General features: G+C 74.0%; 12 protein-coding genes. 7 read left to right on the plus strand and 5 right to left on the minus strand.

Features of this window, described 5'->3' with window-relative positions; genetic code table 11:
- Positions 1 to 4 precede the first annotated feature (4 nt).
- A complete protein-coding gene (locus ACZ7RU_RS13895) occupies positions 5 to 691 on the plus strand; it encodes a macro domain-containing protein (RefSeq protein ID WP_470341138.1) in 687 nt (228 codons plus the stop codon).
- 116 nt (positions 692 to 807) lie between these two features.
- Here the strand turns inward: ACZ7RU_RS13895 and ACZ7RU_RS13900 are convergent, their stop codons facing one another.
- The gene (locus ACZ7RU_RS13900) at positions 808 to 1,488 is read right to left on the minus strand and encodes a TetR/AcrR family transcriptional regulator (protein WP_470341139.1); all 681 of its coding nucleotides are present in this window, start codon (positions 1,486 to 1,488) and stop codon (positions 808 to 810) included.
- Positions 1,489 to 1,586: 98 nt separating this feature from the next.
- Between ACZ7RU_RS13900 and ACZ7RU_RS13905 the strand changes: the two genes are divergently transcribed.
- The 6 genes from ACZ7RU_RS13905 (at position 1,587) to ACZ7RU_RS13930 (ending at position 9,954) form a co-directional block, all read left to right on the plus strand.
- Entirely contained in the window at positions 1,587 to 2,600 is a 1,014-nt protein-coding gene (locus ACZ7RU_RS13905) for a zinc-binding dehydrogenase (protein WP_470341140.1), read from the plus strand.
- Between the two features lie 108 nt (positions 2,601 to 2,708).
- Positions 2,709 to 3,305 carry a DUF1349 domain-containing protein gene (locus ACZ7RU_RS13910; RefSeq protein ID WP_470341141.1) on the plus strand — a complete coding sequence of 199 codons (597 nt, stop codon included), beginning with the start codon at positions 2,709 to 2,711 and terminating at the stop codon, positions 3,303 to 3,305.
- A 170-nt stretch (positions 3,306 to 3,475) separates the two neighbouring features.
- Positions 3,476 to 6,295, plus strand: coding sequence for a penicillin acylase family protein (locus tag ACZ7RU_RS13915; protein WP_470341142.1), 2,820 nt, complete (start codon positions 3,476 to 3,478; stop codon positions 6,293 to 6,295).
- 165 nt (positions 6,296 to 6,460) lie between these two features.
- Positions 6,461 to 7,015, plus strand: coding sequence for a YceI family protein (locus ACZ7RU_RS13920; protein ID WP_470341241.1), 555 nt, complete (start codon positions 6,461 to 6,463; stop codon positions 7,013 to 7,015).
- Positions 7,016 to 7,133: 118 nt separating this feature from the next.
- Entirely contained in the window at positions 7,134 to 8,351 is a 1,218-nt protein-coding gene (locus ACZ7RU_RS13925; RefSeq protein WP_470341143.1) for a threonine synthase, read from the plus strand.
- A gap of 217 nt (positions 8,352 to 8,568) precedes the next feature.
- Positions 8,569 to 9,954 (plus strand): hypothetical protein, encoded by a 1,386-nt coding sequence (locus tag ACZ7RU_RS13930; protein ID WP_470341144.1) that lies wholly within the window; start codon positions 8,569 to 8,571, stop codon positions 9,952 to 9,954.
- Between the two features lie 60 nt (positions 9,955 to 10,014).
- Here ACZ7RU_RS13930 and ACZ7RU_RS13935 read toward each other — a convergent pair whose 3' ends face one another.
- From ACZ7RU_RS13935 to ACZ7RU_RS13950, 4 genes are read right to left on the minus strand one after another with little or no spacing between them, the layout of a single operon-like run.
- A complete protein-coding gene (locus ACZ7RU_RS13935; RefSeq protein WP_470341145.1) occupies positions 10,015 to 11,070 on the minus strand; it encodes a zinc-binding dehydrogenase in 1,056 nt (351 codons plus the stop codon).
- Positions 11,067 to 12,731, minus strand: a complete 1,665-nt coding sequence (locus tag ACZ7RU_RS13940; RefSeq protein ID WP_470341242.1) for a phytoene desaturase family protein — start codon at positions 12,729 to 12,731, stop codon at positions 11,067 to 11,069. Before ACZ7RU_RS13940 ends, ACZ7RU_RS13935 begins: the two co-directional genes overlap by 4 nt.
- A 29-nt stretch (positions 12,732 to 12,760) precedes the next feature.
- Positions 12,761 to 14,470: a phytoene desaturase family protein gene (locus ACZ7RU_RS13945; RefSeq protein ID WP_470341146.1), complete on the minus strand. Its 1,710-nt coding sequence runs from the start codon at positions 14,468 to 14,470 to the stop codon at positions 12,761 to 12,763.
- Positions 14,457 to 23,702 carry a non-ribosomal peptide synthetase/type I polyketide synthase gene (locus tag ACZ7RU_RS13950; RefSeq protein WP_470341147.1) on the minus strand — a complete coding sequence of 3,082 codons (9,246 nt, stop codon included), beginning with the start codon at positions 23,700 to 23,702 and terminating at the stop codon, positions 14,457 to 14,459. The genes ACZ7RU_RS13945 and ACZ7RU_RS13950 overlap by 14 nt, the downstream gene beginning before the upstream one ends.
- Between the last annotated feature and the right edge of the window lie 60 nt (positions 23,703 to 23,762).

The raw sequence follows: 23,762 nt of genomic DNA on the forward strand, positions 1-23,762 counted from the left end.
CAGCATGACCACGGACCGCACCCAGTCGCCGCTCAAGGTGGTGCTGACCGACCTCAACGCGACGGTCGTGGAGTCCTGGCGGGCGGCCTTCGCCGACGTTCCCGGGATCGAGATCCGGCACGCCTCCATCCTCACCGCGAAGGTCGACGCCTGGGTCAGTCCCACCAACTCCCGCGGCCGGATGGACGGCGGGACGGACGCGGCGATCAAGCGCCACCTGGGCGCGGGCATCCAGCTGCGGGTCCAGAAGGCGATCCGCGAGCAGCACGCCGGCAGCCTCCCGGTCGGCAGCGCGGTCTGCGTCCCGTCCGGCGCCGTCAACCCCGGGTTCCTGATATCGGCCCCGACGATGCAGACCTCCTCGCAGAACGTCAGCGAGACCTTGAACGTGGCCCTGGCCTGCGCCGCCGCCTTCCAGGCCGTCCACCGGCAGAACCGGCTGCGGCCGGGCTCCATCGAGTCGGTCGCGCTGGTCGGCATGGGCGCCCGGACGGGCAAGGTCCCGCCCCGGGTCTGCGCCAACCTGATGTGGTCCGGCTACACCCTCTTAAACGACCACCACTTCGAGGACGACGACGACCTGCGCGCCACCCTCCTCGCCCAGCTGGACGACCTGGAGAAGGCGCCCGCCACCGAGCGGGTGCGCATCACGCCGCCCGCGCGCCGGAGTTCGCCGACCCGGCGGGCCTGACCTCACCCCGGGCGGCCGAGCGCCCACCCCCGCCCACCGCCGCACGGCCACCGTGCGGCGGCGGCGCCGCATCCGCCCCGGCCGCCCGCGCCCCCGGCCGCCCCCGATCGAATCCCTCAGCCCGCCGTGAGCGCGAGCCGGATCCAGCGCTCGGACTCCACGACCGCCACTCCCACGTCGAAGGCCTCCGGGGCCGCCGCGGCCTGCACCACCAGCCCCTTGAGCAGCCCGACGAAGGCCAGTGCGAAGGCCTCCGGGTCCACGCCGGGGCGCACCTCCCCGTCCCGCCGCCCCTGCCGGACCACCTCGGCCGCCCAGGTCCGGGTCCGGGCGTCCAGCTCCGCCACCGCCGCGGTCAGCTCCGACGCCCCGGCGAGCGCCTCCGCCCCCAGCACCACGAAGGCCCGGCCCAGGTCGGTCGGATGGCGCACGCCCTCCAGGCAGCCGCGCGCGAACCCGCACAGCTCGTCCACCGCCCCCGCCCCGCTGCGCTCCGGCGCGGCCGCCGCCATCGCCTCGGTCAGCGCCGCCTCCTGCAAGCGCGCCAGCAGCGCGGCCTTCGAGCCGAAGTAGTGGGTGGCCAGGCCCCGGCTGAAGCCCGCCTCCTCCCCCACCCTGGCGAGCGTGACCCCGGTGCTGCCGTGCTCGGCGATCAGCCGGGCGGCGGCCGCGATCAGCGCGGACTCGGCCCGGGCCCGCCGTTCGGCCTGGGTGCGGCGCGCCGGCGCCTCGCCGGCCCCCCGGATCTCCCCGGTCTCCCCGACTCCACCCGTTCGGTCCTCATCGTGCGTAGACATAACACCATGCTAGTGTGAACTTGCTTGTTGGATAACAAGTAACTTCCGGAGCGGCGGGCACTCCCCCGACCCACCGCCCCCGCGAGAAGGGAAGTCCGATGACCGCCACGATGCTCGCCGGCCGGCTCGACGTCACGAAGGGCGCCTTCGCCGTGGAGGAGGTCCCCGTCCCGGCGCCCGGTCCGGGCGAGGTGCTGATCAAGGTGGAGGCCGCCGGCGTCTGCCTCTCCGACGTCCACCTGATCGAGGGCATGCTCAAGCCGCTGTTCCTCCAGGGCGCCAAGGTCACCCTCGGCCACGAGGTCGCGGGCACCGTGCACACCCTCGGCGAGGGCGTCACCACCGCGGCCGTCGGCGACCGGGTGCTGCTCCAGGCCGGCGAGACCCGCGACGGCGTCGTGCACACCCGCGGCGTGGACTACGACGGCGGCTGGGCCGAGTACGCGCTCGCCACCGCCACCACCCTGGTACCGATCCCGGACGAACTCCCCTTCGAGCAGGCCTGCTTCATCCCCGACGCGGTCTCCACCCCCTGGGCCGCGATCACCGCCACCGGGGCCGTGCGCCCGGCCGAGGCGGTCGGCGTCTGGGGCGTCGGCGGCCTCGGCGCCCACGGCGTCCAGCTGCTGCGGACCGTCGGCGCCTTCCCGATCGTCGCCGTCGACCCGCTGCCGGCCGCCCGCGAGCGTGCCCTGGCCTTCGGTGCCGACGCCGCCCTCGACCCGGCCGACCCCCGGTTCACCGAGCTGCTGCGCGAGGCCACCGGCGGTCGCCCGCTGTCCGTCGCCTTCGACTTCGCCGGGGTCGCCCCGGTGCGCGAACAGGCCATGGCCACGCTCGGCGAGCGCGGCCGCCTGGTGCTGGTCGGCCTCACCGACAAGCCGCTGACCGTCACCAACGGCACCCTGGTCAGCTACCTGCGCCAGCAGATCCGCGGCCACTACGGCTCCGAGGGCCAGGACGTCATCGACCTGGTCAACCTGGTCCGCGGCGGCCGGCTCGACTTCTCCCGCTCGGTGAGCGGCACCTTCCCGCTGGCCGAGGCGGCCCGCGCGGTCGAGGCGCTGGAGCGCAAGGAGGGCAACCCGATCCGCCTGGTGCTCAAGCCCTGACCGAGCCGTTCCCCGTCACCGGGGCCGGAGCCGGAGCCGGAGCCGGAGCCGGCGAGCATCCGGATATCCTTTCAGCAATTTCAGCAAGCTGATGAAAGGATGAGTCCCGTGCGCCCGCCCCGCGACATCCCCTGGCACGAGGGCAGCTGGCTCAACGAGCCCGAACACGCCCGGACCGACGGCACCGACCTCCTGGTCACCGCCCGCGGCCGAAGCGACTTCTGGCGCACCACCGGCTACGGCTTCGTCCGCGACGACGGCCACGCACTGCTCACCGGCTTCCCGCCGGGCAGTGCCACCGAGGTCACCTTCGTCGCGGACTTCGCCGCCCTCTACGACCAGGCCGGCCTGCTGATCCGGGTCGACCCCCGGACGTGGATCAAGGCCGGCGTGGAACTGAGCGACGGCGTCCCCCACCTCGGGGCGGTCGTCACCCACGGCGTCTCCGACTGGTCCCTCGCCCCGGTCCCCGACTGGCACGGCCGCCCGGTCACCGTCCGCGCCAGCCGCACCGGCGACGCCGTGACCGTCCGCGCCCGCTGCGAGGAAGGTCCCTGGCGCCTGGTCCGCCTCGCGCCCCTCGCCCCCGGGGCGACCGCCACCGCCGGCCCGTACTGCTGCTCCCCCGAACGCGCCGGCCTCCAGGTCCGCTTCACCCGCTTCACCCAGGGCCCCGCCGACCCGGCGCTGCACCTGCCGGACTGAGCCCGGCCGGTGCGGCGCCGTCCTCCCCGACCACTCCGGTCACTCCGCCCCCGAGCGCCGGCCCCAACTCCCGGACCCCGCAGGGAAAATGGCATGCACGCCACTAGCCAACCGGCCAGTAGCGCCCCTACCGTCGACTCTTCCGTGAGACTTCGACGGAGGAGTCCGCCTTGCGTTCACGCCAACGCCCCCGCCCCCGCTCCCTCCGACTCCCGGCCGCCGCCCTCGCCTCGGCCCTGCTCGTCACCGCCGCCCTCACCACCACCCCCGCCGCCACCGCCGCGCCCACCCCCGCGGCGGCGGCCGCCGCCGCCTCCGACTACTGCGGCGGCCGCTGCGCCGACATCCTGCCGCCCGGCGAGAACGGCAACGCCACCCTCGCCGAAATCCTGCTCAACCGGGCCTTCGGCACCCGCCCCGCGCACACCGACGACCAGCTCGGCCCCTACGCCGCCCTCGCCTCCGGCTACCCCGGCCTGACCGAGGCCAAGCTGCGCGACTTCTTCAACGACGCCTCCTTCGGCGTCCCCGCCGACCAGGTGGCCAGCACCACCAGTCCGCGCCCGGACGTCACCATCGTGCGCGACAAGGCCACCGGCGTCCCGCACATCACCGGCACCACCCGCTACGGCACCGAGTTCGGCGCGGGCTACGCCGCCGCCCAGGACCGGCTCTGGGTGATGGACCTCTTCCGGCACGTCGGCCGCGGCCAGCTGTCCGGCTTCGCGGGCGGCGCCGCCGCCAACCGCCAGCTGGAGCAGACCTTCTGGCAGGCCGCGCCGTACACCGAGGCGGAACTGCAACAGCAGATCGACGCCATCGCCGCCCGCGGCGGCCGGGCCACCCAGGCCCTCGCCGACGCCACCGCCTACCTCGACGGCGTCAACCGGTACGCCAAGGAGTCCTACGACGCCCGCACCTTCCCCGGCGAGTACGACCTCACCGGGCACATCGACCCGATCACCAACGCCGGCTCGATCGAGCCGTTCAAGCTGACCGACCTGGTCGCCCTCGCCTCCGTGGTCGGCGCCCTGTTCGGCTCCGGCGGCGGCGGTGAACTCTCCTCCGCCCAGGTCAAGTCGGCCGCCGAGGCCCGGTACGGCAAGGACGCCGGGGACGCGGTCTGGAAGTCGCTGCGCGAGGCGGACGACCCGGAGGCCGTCCAGACCCTGCACGACGGCCAGAGCTTCCCGTACGCGACCGTCCCGGACCACCCGCAGGGCGCGGCGCTGCCCGACCCCGGCTCGGTGGTGCCCGAGCGGGTGGTCTACGACGCCACCGGCTCGGCCGGTTCCGCCACCACCGCGGCGAACGGCGTCCTGCCCGGAAACCTGCTCACCGCCAAACACGGCATGTCCAACGCCCTGCTGGTCTCCGGCGCACACACCGACGACGGCCACCCGGTGGCCGTGTTCGGCCCGCAGACCGGCTACTTCGCCCCGCAGCTGCTGATGCTGGAGGAGATCCAGGGCCCCGGGATCAGCGCCCGCGGCGCCGCCTTCGCCGGCCTGAGCTTCTACGTCCAGCTCGGCCGCGGCCAGGACTACGCCTGGAGCGCCACCTCCGCCGGACAGGACATCACCGACACCTACGCCGTCCCGCTCTGCACCACCGACGGCTCCCCGGTCACCACCGCCGCCGACTCCTACCTCTGGCACGGCCAGTGCCTGCCCTTCGACCGGCTGGAACGCAAGAACGCGTGGAAGCCGACCACCGCCGACTCCACCCCGGCCGGCTCCTACACCCTGGTGATGCACCGCTCCCGGTACGGCCTGGTGACCGCCCGCGGCACGGTCGGCGGCGCACCCGTCGCCTTCACCTCGCTGCGCTCCACCTACCGGCACGAGGCCGACTCCATCATCGGCTTCCAGGAGCTGAACGACCCGGGCGCGGTGCGCGACGCCGCGGGCTTCCAGCAGGCCGCGCAGGACATCAACTACACCTTCAACTGGTTCTACGCCGACTCGCGCGACATCGCGTACTACAACTCCGGCAGCAACCCGGTCCGCGCCCCCGGGGTGGACCCGGGCCTGCCCGTCCAGGCCCGACCCGCGTACGAGTGGGCCGACTTCGACCCCGTCGCCAACACCGCCCGGTACACCCCGGCGGCCGAGCACCCGCAGTCCGTCAACCAGGACTACTACATCTCCTGGAACAACAAGCAGGCGAACGGCTACACCTCGGCCGGCTTCGGCAACGGCTCGGTGCACCGCGGCAACCTGCTGGACGACCGGGTCAAGTCCCTGCTGGGAAACGGCGGCAGGGCGAGCCGGGTCTCGCTCACCCAGGCCATGGAGAGCGCCGCCCTCGCCGACCTGCGGGCCGAGGACGTGCTGCCCTCCCTGATCCGCGTGCTGCGCAGCGCCCCTGTCACCGACCAGGCCGCCCTCACCGCCCTCCAGCAGCTGAAGGCCTGGCTCGCCGACGGCGCCCTGCGGAAGGAGACTTCACCGGGCAGCCACGGCTACGCGGACGCCACCGCGATCCGGGTGATGGACGCCTGGTGGCCGCTGGTCGCCGACGGCGTCATGCGGCCGGGCCTCGGCGACCAGCTGTTCGGCGCACTGACCGGCGCCCTGCAGATCAACGAGTCCCCCTCGGGCGGCCAGACCGGCGCCGCCACCGGCCCGGTGAGCGCCAACGAGGCCATCCCGCACAAGGGTTCGGCCTTCCAGTACGGCTGGTGGAGCTACCTGGACAAGGACCTGCGCGCCGTCCTCGGCGACCAGGTGGCCGGCCCGCTGGCCCGGCCGTTCTGCGGCGGCGGCGACCTCGCGGCCTGCCGGACCGTCCTGCTGAACACCCTGAAGCAGGCCGCCGCCCAGACCCCCGCCCAGGTCTACCCGGGCGACGCGGACTGCGCGGCCGGCGACCAGTGGTGCGCCGACACGATCATCCAGCGCCCGCTGGGCGGCGTGACGGACGCCAAGACCACCTGGCAGAACCGTCCGACCTACCAGCAGGTGGTGCAGTTCCCCAGCCACCGCTGAACCGGCGCGGCCGGTGCCCCCGACGCAGGGCACCGGCCACCGGCCACCGGCCATCCGGGGCCCGCACAACGCGCGGCCCCGGGGAGCTGCCCCTAGCCTGGTCCGGGGACCGCCCGACCACTCCCGGGCCGAGACCCGGGCCCCGCACCAGGAGGCATGCCGACCATGACCGCCAACCTCTCCGAGCTCACCGGCGACTACGTCCTCGATCCCGCCCACACCCGGATCGGCTTCGTCGCCCGCCACGCCATGGTGACCAAGGTCCGCGGCGCGTTCCACGACTTCGAGGGCACCGCCCACCTGGACGGCGGCGACCCGACCCGCTCCTCCGGCCAGGTGGTGATCAAGGCCGGCAGCATCGACACCGGCGTGGAGCAGCGCGACCAGCACCTGCGCACCAACGACTTCCTGGACGCGCCGAACTTCCCCGACATCACCTTCCGCTCCACCGCGGTCGAGGTGCGCTCCGACTCCGAGTACCGGGTGACCGGCGACCTCACCATCAAGGACACCACCCGCCCGGTCACCATCGACTTCGAGTACACCGGCAACGCCGTCGACCCCTACGGCAACCTGCGGGTGGGCCTGGAGGGCTCGGTCACCATCAGCCGCAAGGAGTACGGCGTCACCTGGAACGCCGCACTGGAGGGCGGCGGCGTCCTGGTCGGCGACAAGGTCGTCCTGGAGTTCGACATCTCGGCGATCCGCCAGGGCGGCTAGCCGGCCGGACCGGTTCCGACCGCCCGGAACGGCCGGAACCGGTCCCCCACGAACGGGTTCCCGCCGCAGCCCCGCCGACCGCCGGACCGCACGGCGCCCGCCCGGCTAGTCTCCTGGCATGCCAACAGAAGACTCCCTCGCGACCGGCCAGCGCTCCCTCGGCGACCCCGCCCTCGACTACCCGCTCCGGCCCCCGCTCACCGCCGGCTGCCCGCGCACCAGCACCGAGGACGTCTCCTACCCCGTCGAGGTCGACTACGCGTACGACAAGGTCGACGTGGCGGGGCTGTTCGCCCCCGCCCCGGTGCGCGGTGGCCTGGAGCGCTGGGCCCCGCTGCTGCCGCCGCTGCTCGCCCCGGGCCTGGGCGAGGGCGCCACCGCGCTGGTGGAGATCGAGCCCGGGGTGTACGTCAAGGACGAGTCCCGCAACCCCACCTGGAGCCACAAGGACCGGCTGAACCGCTGCACCACCAGCGCCGCCGTGGGCGCCGGCGCGCCGGGCCTCGCGGTCGCCTCCTCCGGCAACCACGGCGCCTCGGCCGCCGCCTACGCCGCCCGCGCCGGCCTGCGCTGCGTGGTGTTCACCGGCCCGGACGTGCCGCCGAACGTCGACTCCTTCCTCAACGCCTACGGCGCGGTGGTGCTCCCGGTGCCGTGGGAGGCCCGCTGGCCGCTGCTGCGCCTGGCGGTCGACCGGCTGGGCCTGCACCCGGTCAGCAACCTCACCACCACCCACACCGGGCACGCGTACGGCCCCGAGGGCTACAAGACCGTCGCGTACGAGATCTTCCAGGACGTCGGCCTGCCGAGCGCGGTGTTCGTCCCGACCGGCTACGGCGAGCTGCTGTTCGGCGTCTGGAAGGGCTTCACCGAGCTGCGGCGGCTGGGCCTGACCGACCGGGTGCCGCGCATCCACTCCTGTGAGACGGCCACCTCCGGGCCGCTCGCCCGGGCGATCGCCGAGGGCCTGCCGGCCGCCCATGTGACGGTCGGTCCGAGCGACGCCTACTCGATCGGCTCCCCGGTCAGCGGCTACCGGGGCGTGCTCGCGGTCCGGGAGAGCGGCGGCCGGGCGCTGACCCTGGACGACGGTCAACTGGCGGACGCCCAGCGGGAGCTGGCCCGGGCCGGGCTGTGGGCGGAGCTGTCCGCGGCGGCCGGTCTGGCCGGACTCCGCAGCCTCGGCGAGCCGGACCTCTCGGACGGCCCGGTGGTCTGCGTGTCGACCTCCAGCGGCTTCAAGGACAAGGGCGTCGGCACCCACCGGACCGAGCCGGTCGCCGCCGACTGGGACGCCGTCGAGGTCCGGCTGCGGGCGGCCGGCATCACCGGCTGAGCCGCACTCCTCGACCGCACGCCTCGACCGCACACCCCGGGCGGGCGACCCGAGCAGACGGCCCGCGGCCGGGCGGCCCCGACCGGCGCCCGCCCGCAAGGCCTGCTGTTCGCCGGCCCGTCCACGCTCGTAAGGTCGCCGTAGGGTCGGTGTTCGCCGAGCGCCACCAGGCTTGCACCTTCCGTCGAGTCCGCCCACCTGCCGAAGGGTTGCCACCGTGTCGCGTTCCCTCCGCCGCCTGCTGCCGCTCGCCGTCGCCGTCGCGGCGGTGCCCGTGCTCGCCCTGCCCGCCCTCCCGGCCGGCGCGGTCACGTACGGCACCCCGACGATCACCTTCTCGGCCGGGTACCTGTCCGGCGCGGTCGGCGCCACCGGCGACCCGACCGTGACGGTGACCGTCGCCCAGTCCGGCGCCTCCGCCTCGGCGCTGACCGTCGCCGCCTCCGCCACCACCCGCAGCGCCGTGGCCCGCACCGGCGACGTCACGGTCAGCGGCACCGGCGCCACCCGCACCCTGGCGGTCGCCGCCCAGGGCGTCGGTTACGCCGACCTCACCATCAAGGTCACCGGCCTCGGCGGCAAGAGCGCCACCCGCACGCTGCACTACGCCGCCTCGCCCGCCGTCCGGTACTCCGCCACCAGCCGCTACCTGACCGGCTCCAGCGACGCCTCGGCCGCCGTGGACGCGGGCGGCGGCTACCTCGTGGTCGGCGACGACGAGTCCAACACGCTGCGCCTGTACGACCGGAGCAACTCCGGTGCGCCGGTCCGCACCTGGGACTTCAGCTCGGCCCTCGGCGTCTCCAAGGAGATCGACATCGAGGGCGCCACCCGGGTCGGCGACACCATCTACTGGACCGGCTCGCTCGGCAACAACAAGGACGGCGTGATCAAGCCGGACCGGCACACCGTCTTCGCCACCACCGTCACCGGCTCCGGCGCCGGCACCCAGCTGTCCCTGGCCGGTTCGTACGACGGCCTGCGCGACGACCTGATCGCCTGGGACGACGCCCACGGCCGGCGCTACGGTTTCGCGGCCGGCGCCGCCGACGGCCAGGCGCCCAAGCAGATCGACGGGTTCAACGTCGAGGGCCTGGAGTTCGCGCCCGGCAGCACCAGCACCGCCTACGTCGGTTTCCGCGCGCCGCTCACCCCGGCGGTCACCGGCGGCCGGGCGCTGCTCGTCCCGGTCACCGACCTCCCGTCGCTGCTGAACGGTTCGGCCGCGCACGCCACCTTCGGGGACGCGATCGAGCTGGACCTCGGCGGGCTGTCCGTCCGCGACATCCGCCGCAACGACCTCGGCCAGTACCTGATCGTGGCCGGCTCCTGGGCCGCCGAGGACAACTCCGCCCCGTACGCGCTCTACCGCTGGGACGGGCAGCCCGGCTCCCGGCCGACCAAGCTGACCGACCTGCCGACCAGCGACTACGGCGCCTGGGAGGCCGTCGTGGACGTCCCGGACCTCGACGCCCCCGGTGCCCGCGCCCAGCTGATCACCGACGACGGCTCCGCCGACCTCTACGGCGACGGCACCGCCGCCAAGGACCTCACCCACCCCGAGTGGAAGAAGTCCCGCAGCACCTGGTTCGCACTCGACTAGCAGCGCGGAAAGGGGCCTTCGGCACGCATGCCGAAGGCCCCCGTCATGCACCCGCCTCGCTCAGAGCTCGACCAGCACCTTGCCGCGGCTGGCCGCCCGGTCCAGGTACAGACCACGGTAGGCCGCCGGGATGCTGTCGAACCCCTGGTGCACGGTCTGCCGGTACGACAGCCGCCCGCTGCGGACCAGGGGCCCGAGGTCCCGCCGCAGCGCGGCCCAGTTCTCCTCGGTGAACCACTCCAGCGAGAAGATGCCGCGGATCGTGGTGCGCGGATACATGATCATCGGCAGCAGCCGGGGGCCCGTCCAGTCCCCGCCGACCTGGCTCCCCCACTGCCAGCAGACCGCCACCCGGCTCTCCACGGCGAGCATCCCGAAGACCACGTCGGTCAGCGTCCCGCCGAGGCTGTCGAAGTAGCGGTCGACGCCCTCCGGCGCGAGTTCGGCCAGCTCCTTCTCCAGCCGCTCCGGCGCGTCGCCGTCGCGGTACAGCAGCACCCCGTCGAAGCCCAGCTCCCACAGCCGCGCCGCCTTCTCCGGCGTCGCCGTGGTGCCGATCACCCGGGCGCCCCGGAGCTTGGCCAGCTGCCCGACCAGCGACCCGACCGCCCCCGACGCGCCGCTGACCAGCACCGTCGAGCCGGGCCGGACGTCCAGGAACTTCTCGACCGTTCCCCAGGCCGTCATCCCGGGCCCGCCCAGGATGCCGAGCGCGGTGGACAGCGGCAGGGCCTCGTCGTAGTCGGCCGGATCCAGCCGGCGGAAGGCCGGGAAGACCATCGGGAACGTCCCGGTCCGCCACAGCCGGGGCTCGCCGTTGCTGACCAGGTGGCTGCGCCAGCCGGCGAAGCCCTGCACCAGGTCGCCGACCGCGAACCGCGCGGCCGGCCCGGCCTCCAGCACCTCCATGATCGAGTCCGCGCCCATGTAGTCACCGATCGGGGTGTCCAGTGCGATCCCCTGGAGGTACGGGTCGACCGAGACGTACCGGGTGCGCAGCAGCATCTCGTCCGGGGCGAGCCGGACGTCCAGGTCCTCCACGACCTTCCGGTACATCCGCTCGACGTCCGGCACGCCGTCCACGTGCTCCTGGACGACCCACTTCTCGATCCTCACGAGGTGACTCCAAACTGCCGGACGGCGGGGCCGACCGGTTCGATGAGCAGGGTGGGCGGCGGGGCACTGTCGTCCACCTCGGCGGTGAAGGGCCTGCCGTCGTCCCGGCAGATGAACTGGACGACGTGCCGGCCGGCCGCCGCCGCCCGGATCAGACCGCCGGTGGTCGCCCAGACGCCGGAGAGGTAGAAGTTCGCCAGGCCGGGCAGGCCCGGGCCGTTGCGCTTGACCTCCTCCTCCAGGGTTTCGCCGCTCTCCACGAAGGGCTGCCAGCCCAGCACCGTCCCGTTGTAGTTGCCGGTGTAGCGGACCTGGGTGAGCGGGGTGGAGACGTCCTTGACCGACACCGCGTCCCGGAGCCCGGGGTGCTGGCCGTCCAGGAAGTCGACGATGGTGTCCCGCACCCGGCGCTTCGCCCGCTGGTACTCCCGCCCCCGGCCGACCGGCAGGGTGTGCAGTTCCTCGCCGCGCCGCACCCGGGGCTCCTGCTCCGGCCCGGTGCTCAGCTCCCGCCACGGCTCGATGTCGCAGAAGTAGCTGGCGTACACCACGGTGGTGCCGGCGGGCGACAGCTCCGGGTAGTGGCGGCTGCGGAACTGGACGTTGACGCTCGGGTGCCGGATGCCGGTGAGCCGCTCGGCGACCTCGTCCTCCAGCAGGTACGTGGTGCACGGGTCCCCGGCCGGGAAGGGCCGGCGCAGGCCGAGGAAGACGGTCACGTAGCCGGGGAAGACCATGCCCGGCTCGCTGATGGTCTGGGTGTACAGCCGGCGGTAGGTGTCGCTCAGGTAGCGGCCCTTGAGCAGGTCCATCATGGTGGTCCGGCCGTCGCAGGCGGCCACCACGATGTCGGCCCGCACCTCCTGGCCGTCGCTCAGCCGCACCCCCACCGCCCGGTCGTCCTCGATCAGGACCTCGGTCACCTTGGTGTTGTACGAGATCTCGCCGCCCAGCCGCAGGTAGCGCTGCTCGATCGAGTTGGCCAGCCCCAGCGATCCGCCCTCCGGCACCCCGGCCGACTGCCCGGCGTGGCAGGCGAGTTGGAAGTAGTTGGGCAGCACCGGGAAGTTGGGGTGCTTCTCGTAGAGGATGAAGTTGAACGCCTCGCGCAGCAGCGGGCTCCGGAACTTCGCCGAGTAGTCGCTCATCAGCACCGTGATCGAGCGCCGGATCACGTTGAAGTACGGCAGGAAGGAGGCCAGCATCCGCATCCGCTCCCACCGGCCCATCAGCCCGACCGGTTTGAGGAAGGGGTAACGGGCCAGCGCCAGGCGGAACTTGCGCAGCCCGGCGCAGAACTGCCGGATCCGGCGGGCGTCCTCCGGCGCGAGCTCCAGCAGGTGGGCCTCCAGCCGGTCCGGGTCGGAGTAGAAGTAGACCGCCCGGCCGTCCCGGGTGCGCACCACGTTGAAGACGTCGAAGTTGCGCATCCGCTTGCCCTGGAGCGCGCCGAGTTCGAGCCAGATCTGGTGCATCTCGTTGCCCGGCCCGCTGCCCAGCAGCCAGCTGATGCAGCAGTCGAAGGTGAACTCGCCGCGGTCCCAGCCGGTGCAGCAGCCGCCGGGGATCTCGTGCATCTCCAGGATCCGGGTGCGGTAGCCGTTCATCTGCGCGAAGCAGCCGGTGGACAGCCCACCGAGCCCCCCACCGATGATGACCATGCTCCGCCGGCCGCCGGTCGTCGTCCCGCTCACTCCGCCACTCCCACTTCCGCCACTCCCACGTCCGGCTGCCCCACGGTGGCCCGGTCGAGCTGCGGCAGGCGGCCCCATTTGCCCGCGTGCCAGGGTTCCCGGTTGTCGCTGGGCCAGGCCCGGAACGGCCGGCCGAGCTCCCGGCAGAGGTACTGCGCCGCGAACCGCCCGCTGGTGGCGGCCCGGATCAGCCCGCCGAGCGCGGTCCACTGGCCCGCCATGGAGAAGCCGCTCAGCCCGGGCAGCCGCATCCGGTCCCGGTTGACCAGCCGGTTGGCGGCGTCCTCGGCCTCGGAGAAGGCCTGCCAGGCGAGGATGCTGCCGTAGGTGTTGCCGGTGAACCGCTCGGTGGTCACCGGCGAGGCCACGTCCACGAGTTCGATCCGCCCGCCGAGCCCGGGGTAGGTCCGCTCCAGGAACTCGCGGACGAACGCCGCGACTTCCTGCTTGCGCGCCCGGTAGGCCCGGCGGTCTTCGGTCCGCAGGTCCTTCCAGGAGCGGTAGTCGCTGAAGTAGGTGCAGTGCAGCACCGACTTGCCCGGCGGTGCGAAGCCGTCCGCGTAGGAGGAGCGCATCTGCACCACCAGGCTGCGCTGGAGCGAGCCGGGCAGCCGCTCGGCGTCCTCGGGGGCCAGCAGGTAGGTGGTGCTGTGCGGCTCGCCCTCGGGCAGCGGGCCGTCGATGCCGACGAAGGCGGACACCACCGCCGGGTACAGGTTGCCCGGCTTGTCGAGCAGTTCGCCGTAAAGCTTCTCGGTGGCAGGGCTGGAGTAGCGGCCCTCCAGCAGCCGCTCGAGCACCGTCGGACCGTCGCAGGCGGCCACCACGTGGTCGGCGAAGTGCCGTGAGCCGTCCCGGAGTTCCACCCCGACCGCGCGCCCGTCCTCGATCAGGACGCGCTCCACCCGGCAGCGGTAGCCGATCACCCCGCCGAGCGAGGTGTAGCGCTCCTCCACCGAGCGGGCCAGCCCGAGCGAACCGCCCTGCGGGAAGCCGGCGTTGCCGTTGTGGGCGGCCGCCAGGGTGTACAGGTACGGCAGCAGCGGGAAGCCCGCGGGCTCCTGGAGGAACATGTTGGGGAACGCCCGCCGCAGCAGCGGGTCCTGGAAGCGCTCGGCGAAGCCGCTCATCGGGGTGGTCGCGGTGCGCCAGAACAGCCGGAACGCGGGCAGGACGGTGCGCAGGGTGCGCAGCCGTTCCGCCGCGGTGCGCAGCGGCGGCGGGGTGAGGTCCCATGGCAGCTCGATCGCGGCGAAGCGGCGCAGGTCCCGGCAGAAGGCCCGGATCGGCTTGGCGTCGCCGGGCGCGAGGGCCAGCAGGTGGGCCTCCAGCCGGTCCGGGTCGCCGTAGAAGGTGACGGCCCGGCCGTGTTCGTCGACGACCCGGTTGAAGGTGTCGAAGCGGGTCACCGACTTGCCGTCCAGGGCGCCGAGTTCGCTCCAGACCTGGTGCGCCCCGGTGCCTTCGGCGGTGCCGATCAGCCAGTCGATGCAGTAGTCGAACAGGTAGCCGTGCCGGGACCACGCGGTGCAGCAGCCGCCGGGCAGCACGTGCTTCTCGAAGATCCGGGTCTCCAGGCCGCTCATCTGCGCGTAGCAGCCGGTGGCGAGGCCGGCCAGGCCGGCCCCGATCACGATGACCCGGGGCGGGCTCCCGGGGGCCCGCTCCCTGGTGGACCAGTCCGGTCCGCGGTCAGCCGCGGCCATCGGCGGTTCCTCCGGCCAGGATGGAGCCCGCCAGCCGGGCGTTGCGGGCCGCGAACTCGCCGTCGAGCATCTCGGCATGGGCGCCGTGCCCCACGTACACCGCGGTGCCCGTGGTGGAGGCGCCGTGCCAGGAGCCGGGCTCGCCGGCCACGTGCACCGAGAGCCGGTCGGGTTCGCAGACCACGTCCAACTGGGCCTTCACGGTGCCGGTGTTGGGCGTTCGGCTGCTGAACTCGAGGTAGTCCCTGGCCTGTTCGAGGGTCTCCTGGGCGACGATCCGTGAGCCGGTGTGGCGGTGCAGGTGCTCGTGGAGCTCGCGTTCGAAGACGGCCAGGTGCTCCTCGCCGAGGTCGAAGGCCTCGGTGACCCGGTAGGCGTCCACCAGCAGCACCGAGGCCACCGTGCGTCCGCGCCGTTCCAGCTCCTTGGCCACCTCGAAGGCGAGGTTGCCGCCGAGCGAGTAGCCGAGCAGGACGTACGGCCCGGCGGCGTGCAGCTCCTCGACCAGGTCCGCGTAGCGGGCGGTCTTGTCGTCGCCGCTCAGGTAGTTGAAGGAGGCGATCCGGTGCGCCGGGAGGTGCGCGGCGAGCTGCCGGTAGACCAGCCCGTGGCCGCCGGCCGGCGGGAAGCAGAAGACCGTGCGCTCCTCGGGCGCCCCGGCGTTGAACCAGAGGTAGGGCTCGCCGCCGGCCACCTCGCCGGTGATGATCTGCTCGACAGTGCGGGCCATCCCGTGCAGGGTGGTGACCTTGAACAGCAGGCCGACCGGGATGCTGATGTTGAACTCGCTCTGGAGGTGGTGGATCAGCTCGATCAGCCGGATCGAGCTGCCGCCGAGTTCGAAGAAGTCGTGCTGGAGGCCGACCTGGTCCAGGCCGAGCAGGTTCTGCCAGTGCTCGGCGACCCTCGTCTCGTAGAGCGTGACGGGTGGTTCGTGCTGGGCCCCGGCGGTGTCGGCCTTCGGCTCGGGCAGCGCCGCGAGGTCCACCTTGCCGTTCGGGGTGAGCGGCAGGGCGGGCAGTTCGGTGAGGTAGGAGGGGATCATCACGGTGGGCAGGTGCTCGGCGAGGTGGCGGCGCAGTTCGCGGCGGTCCAGCGCGGTGCCCTCCGCGGGCACCACGTAGGCGGCGAGGACGGCCTCGCCCCGGGCGTCCTGGCGGACCGCCACGCAGGCCTGGGCGAGTTCCGGGCGGGCGGTGAGGTGGGCCTCGATCTCGCCCAGCTCGATCCGGTGGCCGCGGACCTTGACCTGGTTGTCGATCCGGCCGAGCAGGTGCAGGGTGCCGGCGGTGTCCCAGTGGCCGAGGTCGCCCGTGCGGTAGAGCCGCACGGGCGTTCCGTCGAGCTCCAGGGTGACGAAGCGCCGGGCGGTCTGCTCGGGGTCGTTGGGGTAGCCGGCCGCCACGCCCGCGCCGCCGATCCACAGCTCGCCGGGCACGCCCACCGGGACGGGCTCCCCGTACGGGTCCAGGACGTACACCGCGCTGTTCGGGAACGGCCGTCCGATCGGCACCATCCGGCCGGGTTCCAGCCGGTCGGTCGCGCCCTCGTAGTAGGTGCTGTCGACGCTGGCCTCGGTCAGTCCGTAGGAGTTGACCAGCCGGGTCCGCGGGCCGCACAGGGCGCGCACCCGCTGGTGCTCGGCGGCCTTCCAGGAGTCGGAGCCGACGATCAGCAGCCGCAGGAAGTCCAGCGTCAGGCCCTCGCGCTCGCAGTGCGCCAGCAGGGCGCGGGCCACCGCGGGCACGAACTCGCCGCCGTCCACGGCCTCCTCGCGCATCACCCGGTACAGCCGGGCGGTGTCGAAGAGCAGTTCCCGGTCGACCAGCACGAGGGTGCCGCCGGTGCTGAGCGCCCGGGCGAGGTCGCCGGAGAACACGTCGAAGGCGGTGCCGGCCATCTGGAGGTGCACCCGCACCTCGGTGTCCAGCCGGTACTCGGCGCGCCAGCCGGCGGTGACGGCGGCCAGGTTGCGGTGGTCGACGCGGACCCCCTTCGGGCGGCCGGTGGAGCCCGAGGTGTGGATCACGTAGGCGGCCCGGTCCGGGTCGGCGGCGGGCAGCGACCCGGCGCCGTCCGGCACCGGCCGGTCCAGCTCCTCCAGGGTGACCGGCCGGGCGGGCAGGTCGGCCACCAGCGGGCGCCGCTGGTCGACCACCACCAGCGCCGCTCCGGCGTCGGTCACCTGGTGGGCGAGCCGGTCGGCGGGGTGTCCCGGGTCGAGCGGCAGGTAGGCGGCGCCGGCCCGCCAGATCGCCAGCAGGGTGGTGATCAGCTCCGGCGACTTGTCCAGGCAGACCGCGACCACCGAGCCCTCGCCGACACCGAGTTCGCGCAGCCGTACGGCGGCGCGCTGGGCCTGCCGGTCCAGTTCGCCGTAGGTCAGCCGACGGACGCCGTCCCGGCCGGGCGCGACCACCGCGACGGCCTCCGGCCGCTCGGCGGCGGCCTTGGCGATCAGCTCCGGCACCGGGGTGTCGTGCTCGATCCGGTGCTCGGCGCCGCTGAAGCCGGTGAGGATCTCCCGCCGTTCGGCCTCGCCCAGCATCCGCAGCCGGCCGACCGGCTCGCTCTCGGCGGCGCGGGTCATGGCGTCCAGCAGGTTGCGGTAGTGGGCGGCCAGCCGCTGGACGGTGGCGGGCTCGAAGAGGTCGGAGTTGTACTTGAAGACGCAGTGGAAGCAGCCGTCCGAACGGTCCTCGTAGGCGGACAGCGTGAGGTCGAACTGCCCTTCCTCCTCCGGGAGTTCGATGTACTCCAGGCGGTATCCGAAGCGCTCCACGGCGACCTTGTGGGTGAGCAGGATGAACATCGCCTGGAACACCGCGGAGCGGCTCGGGTCGTGCTGGAGCCCGAGCTGCTCGACCAGCAGCGGGAAGGGGTACTCCTGGTTGTCCAGCCCGCCGAGCACGCTCTCCCGCACCCGGGCCAGCAGCTCGGCCACGGTCGGCTCGCCGGCCAGGCTCACGTGCAGCGGCAGCGGGTTGACGAAGTAGCCGTAGACGGAGGCGAACTCCTCCTGGGTACGGCCGGTGACCGGGCTGCCGACCACGATGTCCGGCTGCCCGGACCAGCGGTGCAGCAGCAGGTAGTAGGCGCTGAGCAGCACCATGAACGGGGTGGCGCCGTTGGCGCGGGCCAACTCGTGGACCCTGGCGGTGAGGTCGGCGTCGAGCCGGAAGAACTCGGAGGCGCCGTTGTGGGTCTGCACGGCCGGGCGCGGCTTGTCGGTGGGCAGCGCCAGCACCGGCATCTCGGCCGGCAGGTGGCCGCGCCAGTAGTCGAGCATCCGGCGGGCCTCGGGCCCGGCCAGGAAGCGGTTCTGGCGGTTGAGGAAGTCCAGGTAGCGGGCGGGCACCGGGGGCAGTTCCGGGGTGCGGCCCTGGCGCAGCGCCTCGTAGACCTCGAACAGCTCCTCGATGAAGGTGAAGGTGGAGATCGCGTCCGAGACGATGTGGTGGACGGCCTTCATCAGCACCCAGCGGTCCGGCCCGCGCCGGAACAGCCGCAGCCGTACCAGCGGGTCCTCGGCGAGGTCGTACGGCCGCCGGTACTCGCGGACGATCAGGTCGTGGATCTCCTCCCACGGCCGGCCCTCGACGTCGAACAGCCCGGTGTCGGCCTCGGCGTCCTCGCGGATCCGCTGGACCGGACGGCCCTCCTCCGCGGTGAAGGCGGCGCGCAGCTCGGGGTGCCGGGCGACGAGGAAGCGGAAGGCCCCGAACATCAGCTCCGGGTCGAGTTCGGCGCGGACCTCGACGGCGCCGCCGATGTTGTACGCGAAGCCGTCCGGGTGGAGCAGGCGCAGGAACCAGAGCGCCTGCTGGTTGTGGGTGAGCGGGAAGCGGGACTCGTCGGTGTACAGCTCCACCTCGGCCTCGGCCGGGCCGCCGTCGGCGGCGAGCCGCTCGGTCAGGCCCTCGGTGAGCAGGTCGACCAGGTCGCCGACGGTGCCGTTGCTGAGCAGCGCCACCACCGGCAGGGCGACGCCGAGTTCGCCGTGCACCCGGGCGCGCAGCTCCATCGCGAGCAGCGAGTCCAGGCCGTGCGCACCGAGCCTGGTCTCCGCGTCGATCCGCTCGGCGCCGATCCGCAGCACGGCCGCGGCGGCGGCGGTGAACCGCTCGGTGACCAGCTCCCGGCGGCCCTGCGGGTCGGCGGCGCGGTAGGCGTCCAGGAAGCCGCCGGTCTCGACCGGGGCCTGCTCGGCGGCGCTCGCCGCCAGGTCGGCGACCAGCGGCGGCGGCGCCGGGTACCAGGCGAGGAAGGTCGGCCAGTCGACCACGGTGGCGACCAGCAGCTGGGCGCGGTCCTGGCCGAGGACGCGCTCCAGGACGGCCGTTCCGGCGTCCGGCGGCAGCGAGCTCATGCCGCGGGCGTCGCGGTAGTGGGCGACCAGGCCCAGTTCCTCGATCATGCCGGTGGCCCAGGGGCCCCAGTCCAGGCTGAGGCCGGGCAGTCCCGCGGCCCGGCGGTGGTGGGCGAGGGCGTCCAGGAAGGCGTTGCCGGCCGCGTAGTTGGTCTGTCCGGCGGTGGTGAGCAGCGAGGCGACGGAGGCGAACAGCACGAAGTGGTCGAGCGGTTCGTCGCGCAGCAGCCGGTGCAGCAGGTGGCCGCCGATCACCTTGGGGGCGTAGCCGGCGTCGAAGGCCGGGCGGTCCATCTGGGCCAGCAGGGTGTCCCTGACCTGCCCGGCGAGGTGGAACACGCCCCGGATCGGCGGGAGTTGGCGCTCCCGGTAGTCGGCGAGCCAGTCCGCGAGGGCGGTCTCGTCGGTGACGTCGACCGGGGCGAGCAGCGGTTCGGCGCCGAGCGCCTGGAGTTCGCGCAGGAAGGCGATCCGCTCGCCGACGGGGGTGTCCGGGTCGGTGTGCGCCCACTGGGAGCGCTCGGGCAGGGCGGTGCGGCCGACCAGGACCAGCCGCCGGGCGCCGCGCCGGACGAGGGTGCGGCAGAGCAGCCGGCCGAGGGCGCCGAAGGCCCCGGTGACCAGGTAGCTGCCGTCGGGGCGCAGGACGGGCGGCAGCGGGCGGGTGAGGCCCTCGGCCTGCCGCAGCCGGCTGGTGAACCGGCCGCCGGCCCGCAGGGCGATCTCCTGCTCGTCCCGGGCGGCGAGTTCGGCGAGCAGCGCCTCGGCCTGGTCGGCGGCGTCGACGGCCGGGTCGAGGTCGATCAGGGTGCCGTGCTGGGCGACCAGCTCCTGCTGCCAGAGCACCCGGCCGATGCCCCAGGCGGGGGCGCCGAGCGGTTCGACCCGGTCGCCGGGGGCGGCTGGCTGGGTGCCCCGGGTGACGACGTGCAGCCGGCCGTCCGGGCGGGCGGCGGGCAGGGCCTGGGCGAGGGTGATCAGGGAGTAGGCGCCGAGGGTGGCGAGCGGGCCGAGCCGGTCGGCGGTGGTGGCGGCCAGGGCGGGCTGGTCGAGGTTCCAGAGGTGGACGACGGTGCCGAATCCTCTGTCCAGGTCGGCGAAGAGCCGCTGGAGGTCCTCGGCGGAGTCGGGCCGGACGGTGGAGTGCCCCTCGTCGTGCCGGTACCCCGTGCCGGGCCGGACCAGGTGGCAGCGGGCGCCGCGCCCGGCGGCGAGTGCGGCCAGCCGCTCGGCGAGGCCGCCCTCGTCGGCGAACAGCAGCAGGTCGCCGGGGTCCTCGTCGGCAGCCGGTTCGGCGGCGGCCACCCAGGCGACCTCGGTGAGCCAGCCGTCGATGGTGGCGAGCCCGACGGAGGCGGGGGCCTGGGCGACGTCGGCGACCCGGAAGCCGGTGACCCGGCCGGCCGGGGTGCCGTCCTCGGTGTAGAGCGCGAGGTCGCCGACGAGTTCCTCGCCGCTGTCCCGGGTGACGGTGGCGTGCACCCACAGCGGTCGGTCGCCGATGGCGTCGAGCCGGACCTCCTCGATCGAGACGGGGAGCCGGACGCTGCCGCCCTCGGGGGCTTCCAGCTGGGTGGTGAGCAGGGTCTGGAAGCAGCCGTCCAGCAGCACCGGGTGCAGGTGGTGGTCGGCCGCGTCCGGGCCGAGCTGCGCGGTCGGCCGGATCCGGGCCAGCGCCTCGCCGGGGCCGGCCCACACCTCGGCGATGGCCTGGAAGGCGGGCCCGTAGTCGTAGCCGCGCCCGGCCAGCCGCCGGTAGCAGTCCGGGCCGTCCAGGTGCCGTCCGCGGGCGCGCAGGGCGTCCACGTCCAGCGCGGGCCCGTAGGAGCGGCGCTGGCCGGTGCGGACCCGGCCGCCGGCGTGCACGGTCGGCTCGCCGCCGGCGGGGGTGGAGGCGATGGTGAAGCGGGCGTCCTCCGGCGAGTAGCCGAGCTGGACGGGAACGGGCTCGGTCTCGGAGAGGAACAGCGCCCGGTTGAGTTCGACCTCGGCCAGCGTCACCTCGGTGCCGCCGGTCAGGGCGCGGACGGCCTGGGCGGCCATCTCCAGGTACCCGGCGGCCGGGAAGACCACCTGGCCCTCGATCCGGTGGTCGGTCAGGTAGGGCAGCCGCTCGGGGTCGAGCGCGCCGGTCCAGCCGGGCTGGGCGCCGGCGGTGCGGCGGCCGAGCAGCGGGTGGTCGAGCCGGCCGAGCCGGACCTGCGCGACCGGCGCGGGCTCCACCCAGTACCGGTCGCGCCGCCAGGGGTAGCCGGGCAGCGGCACCGGGCGGCCGCCGGGGTGCAGCGCGTTCCAGCTCAACTCGACGCCGAGGGTGTGCAGTTCGGCGAGACTGCGGGCGAAGCGCTCGGGCTCGTCCTGCTGCCGGCGGATCGACGGCAGGGTGTGCGCCTGCTCGGCGCACTCGCGGATCGCGTGGCCGAGCACCGGGTGCGGGCCGAGTTCCAGGAACAGCCCGTGGCCGTCCTCGGCCATCCGCTCGACGGCGGCCCGGAAGCGCACCGGGTTGCGGACGTTCTGCCACCAGTACTCGCCGTCCAGCTCCGGCCCGCGGGCCAGGCCCTCGCGGGCGGTCAGGTAGAGCGGCAGCCGCGCCTCCTGCGGCTTGATGGCGGCGAGCGCGGCCACCAGCTCGTCCCGGATCGGGTCCATCCGCACGCTGTGGTACGGGACTTCGACGTCCAGCAGGCGGGCGAAGACGCCCTGCCCGCGCAGTTCCTCGGCCAGTTCGGCCAGCGCCGCGGCGTCCCCGGCCAGGGTCACCGCGGAGGGGCTGTTGACCGCGCCGAGCGAGATCTGCGAGCGGTACGGACGGATCCGGCGCTCGGCCTCGGCCTCCGGCAGGCCGACCGCGAGCATGGTGCCGGTGCCGGCCAGGCGCTGCTGGAGCCGGCTGCGGGCGAGCACCACCCGGACGGCGTCGGCCAGGTCGTACACCCCGGCCTCGTGGAAGGCGGCGACCTCGCCGGTGCTGTGGCCGACCACCGCGTCGGGGCGCACGCCGTGGCTCCGCCAGAGCGCCGAAAGCCCCACCTGGACGGCGAAGTTGGCGGGCTGGGCCAGCCAGGTCTCGGCCATCCGGGAGTCCGCTTCGGCGCGGTCCAGCTCGGTCAGCAGCGACCAGTCGGCCTGGGCGCGGATCTCCCGGTCGACGGCCTGCACGGCCTCCCGGTAGACCGGCTCGTGCTCGTACAGCCCCCGGCCCATCCCCCACCACTGCGGGCCCATGCCGGTGAACACCCAGGCAAGTCGGCGCTGCCGGCGCTCCCGGGCGCGGCCCTGGACCACCCGCGGGTGCTCCTCGCCGCGCTCGTACGCGGCCAGCGCCTCGGCCAGGTCCTCCCGGGTGGAGTAGACCACGCCGAGCCGCTCGGGCAGGTGCTGGCGGCGGTGCGCCAGGGTGTGGCCGAGGTCGGCCAGGGACGTCCCGTCGGCGAGCTCCTGCCGTACGGCGGCGGCCAGTTCGGGCAGTCCGGCGGCGTCCCTGGTGCTCAGCGGCAGCACCGTGCGGGCCGGTTCGGCCACCGGTGCGGCGGGCGCGGGCCGCGGCGGCTCCTCCAGCAGGACGTGGGCGTTGGTGCCGCCGAAGCCGAAGGAGTTGACGCCGGCGCGGGCCGGGCCCCGGTGTTCGGGCCAGTCCACCGGGGTGGTCGGGATCTCGAACGGCAGCGCGTCCAGGTCGATGCCGGGGTTGGGCTGCTCCAGGTTGAGGTGCGGCGGGATGCGGCGGTGCTTGATCGCGAGCGCGGTCTTGATCAGCCCGGCGACGCCGGCCGCCGCCTCGGTGTGCCCGATGTTGGTCTTGACCGAGCCGACGTAGCAGCGGTCCCCGGCGCGGCGGCCGATGCCGAGCACCCGGCCCAGGGCGGCGGCCTCGATCGGGTCGCCGACCGGGGTGGAGGTGCCGTGCGCCTCGACGTACTGGAGGCTGCCGGGCCGCACCCCGGCCTCGGCGCAGACCCGCTCGATCAGGGTGACCTGGGCGTCCGCGCTGGGGACGGTGATGCCGTTGGTGCGGCCGTCCTGGTTGACGCCGGTGCCGAGGATGACGGCGTGCACCGGGTCCCCGTCGCGCAGCGCGTCGGAGAGCCGCTTGAGCACGACCACGCCGACGCCCTCGGCCCGGACGTAGCCGTCGGCGGAGGCGTCGAAGGCGCGCGAGCGGCCGTCCGCGGAGAGGAAGCCGCCCTTCGTCTCGGCGATCGTGTACTGCGGCGCCATGTGCAGCAACGCGCCGCCTGCCAGGGCGAGTTCGGTCTCGCCGCGGAGCAGGCTCTGGCAGGCGAGGTGGACCGCGACCAGCGAGGAGCTGCACGCGGTGTCGATCGAGACGCTGGGCCCCCGGAAGTCGAAGCAGTGCGAGATCCGGTTGGACACCATCGTCATCATGGTGCCGGTGGCGGTGTGCGCCGCGATGGTGGCGAAGTCGAGGTCGGCGAACTGGAGGATCTTCCAGTCCAGGGTGAAGGCGCCCATGTAGACGCCGACCTCCCGGCCGGCCAGTTCGCCGGGGCGCAGGCCGCCGTCCTCCAGGGCCTCCCAGCTGACCTCCAGGAGCTTGCGCTGCTGCGGGTCCATGTGCTCGGCCTCGCGCGGGCTGATCCCGAAGAAGTCCGGGTCGAAGGTGTCGAAGCCGTCGATGTAGCCGCCGCGGCCGCCGATCAGCCGCCCCGGCTTGGCCCGGTCCCTGCTGCCCAGGGTGCCGGTGTCGTAGCGGTCGGCGGGTGTGTCGGTGAGACAGTCCCGGCCCTCGATCAGGTTGCGCCAGTAGGAGCGGTGGTCGTTGGCGTGTCCCGGCAGGCGGCAGCCGATACCGGTGATCGCGATGCGCTCGCGGGGCACGGCGAAGGGCGAGGAGGTCATGATCCATTCCGAGGGTGAAGGCGTGGCGCCGGGGGCACGGGCAGGTGGGGGCGGCCTCAC

The sequence above is a fragment of the Kitasatospora sp. NPDC114501 genome, from assembly GCF_055633695.1.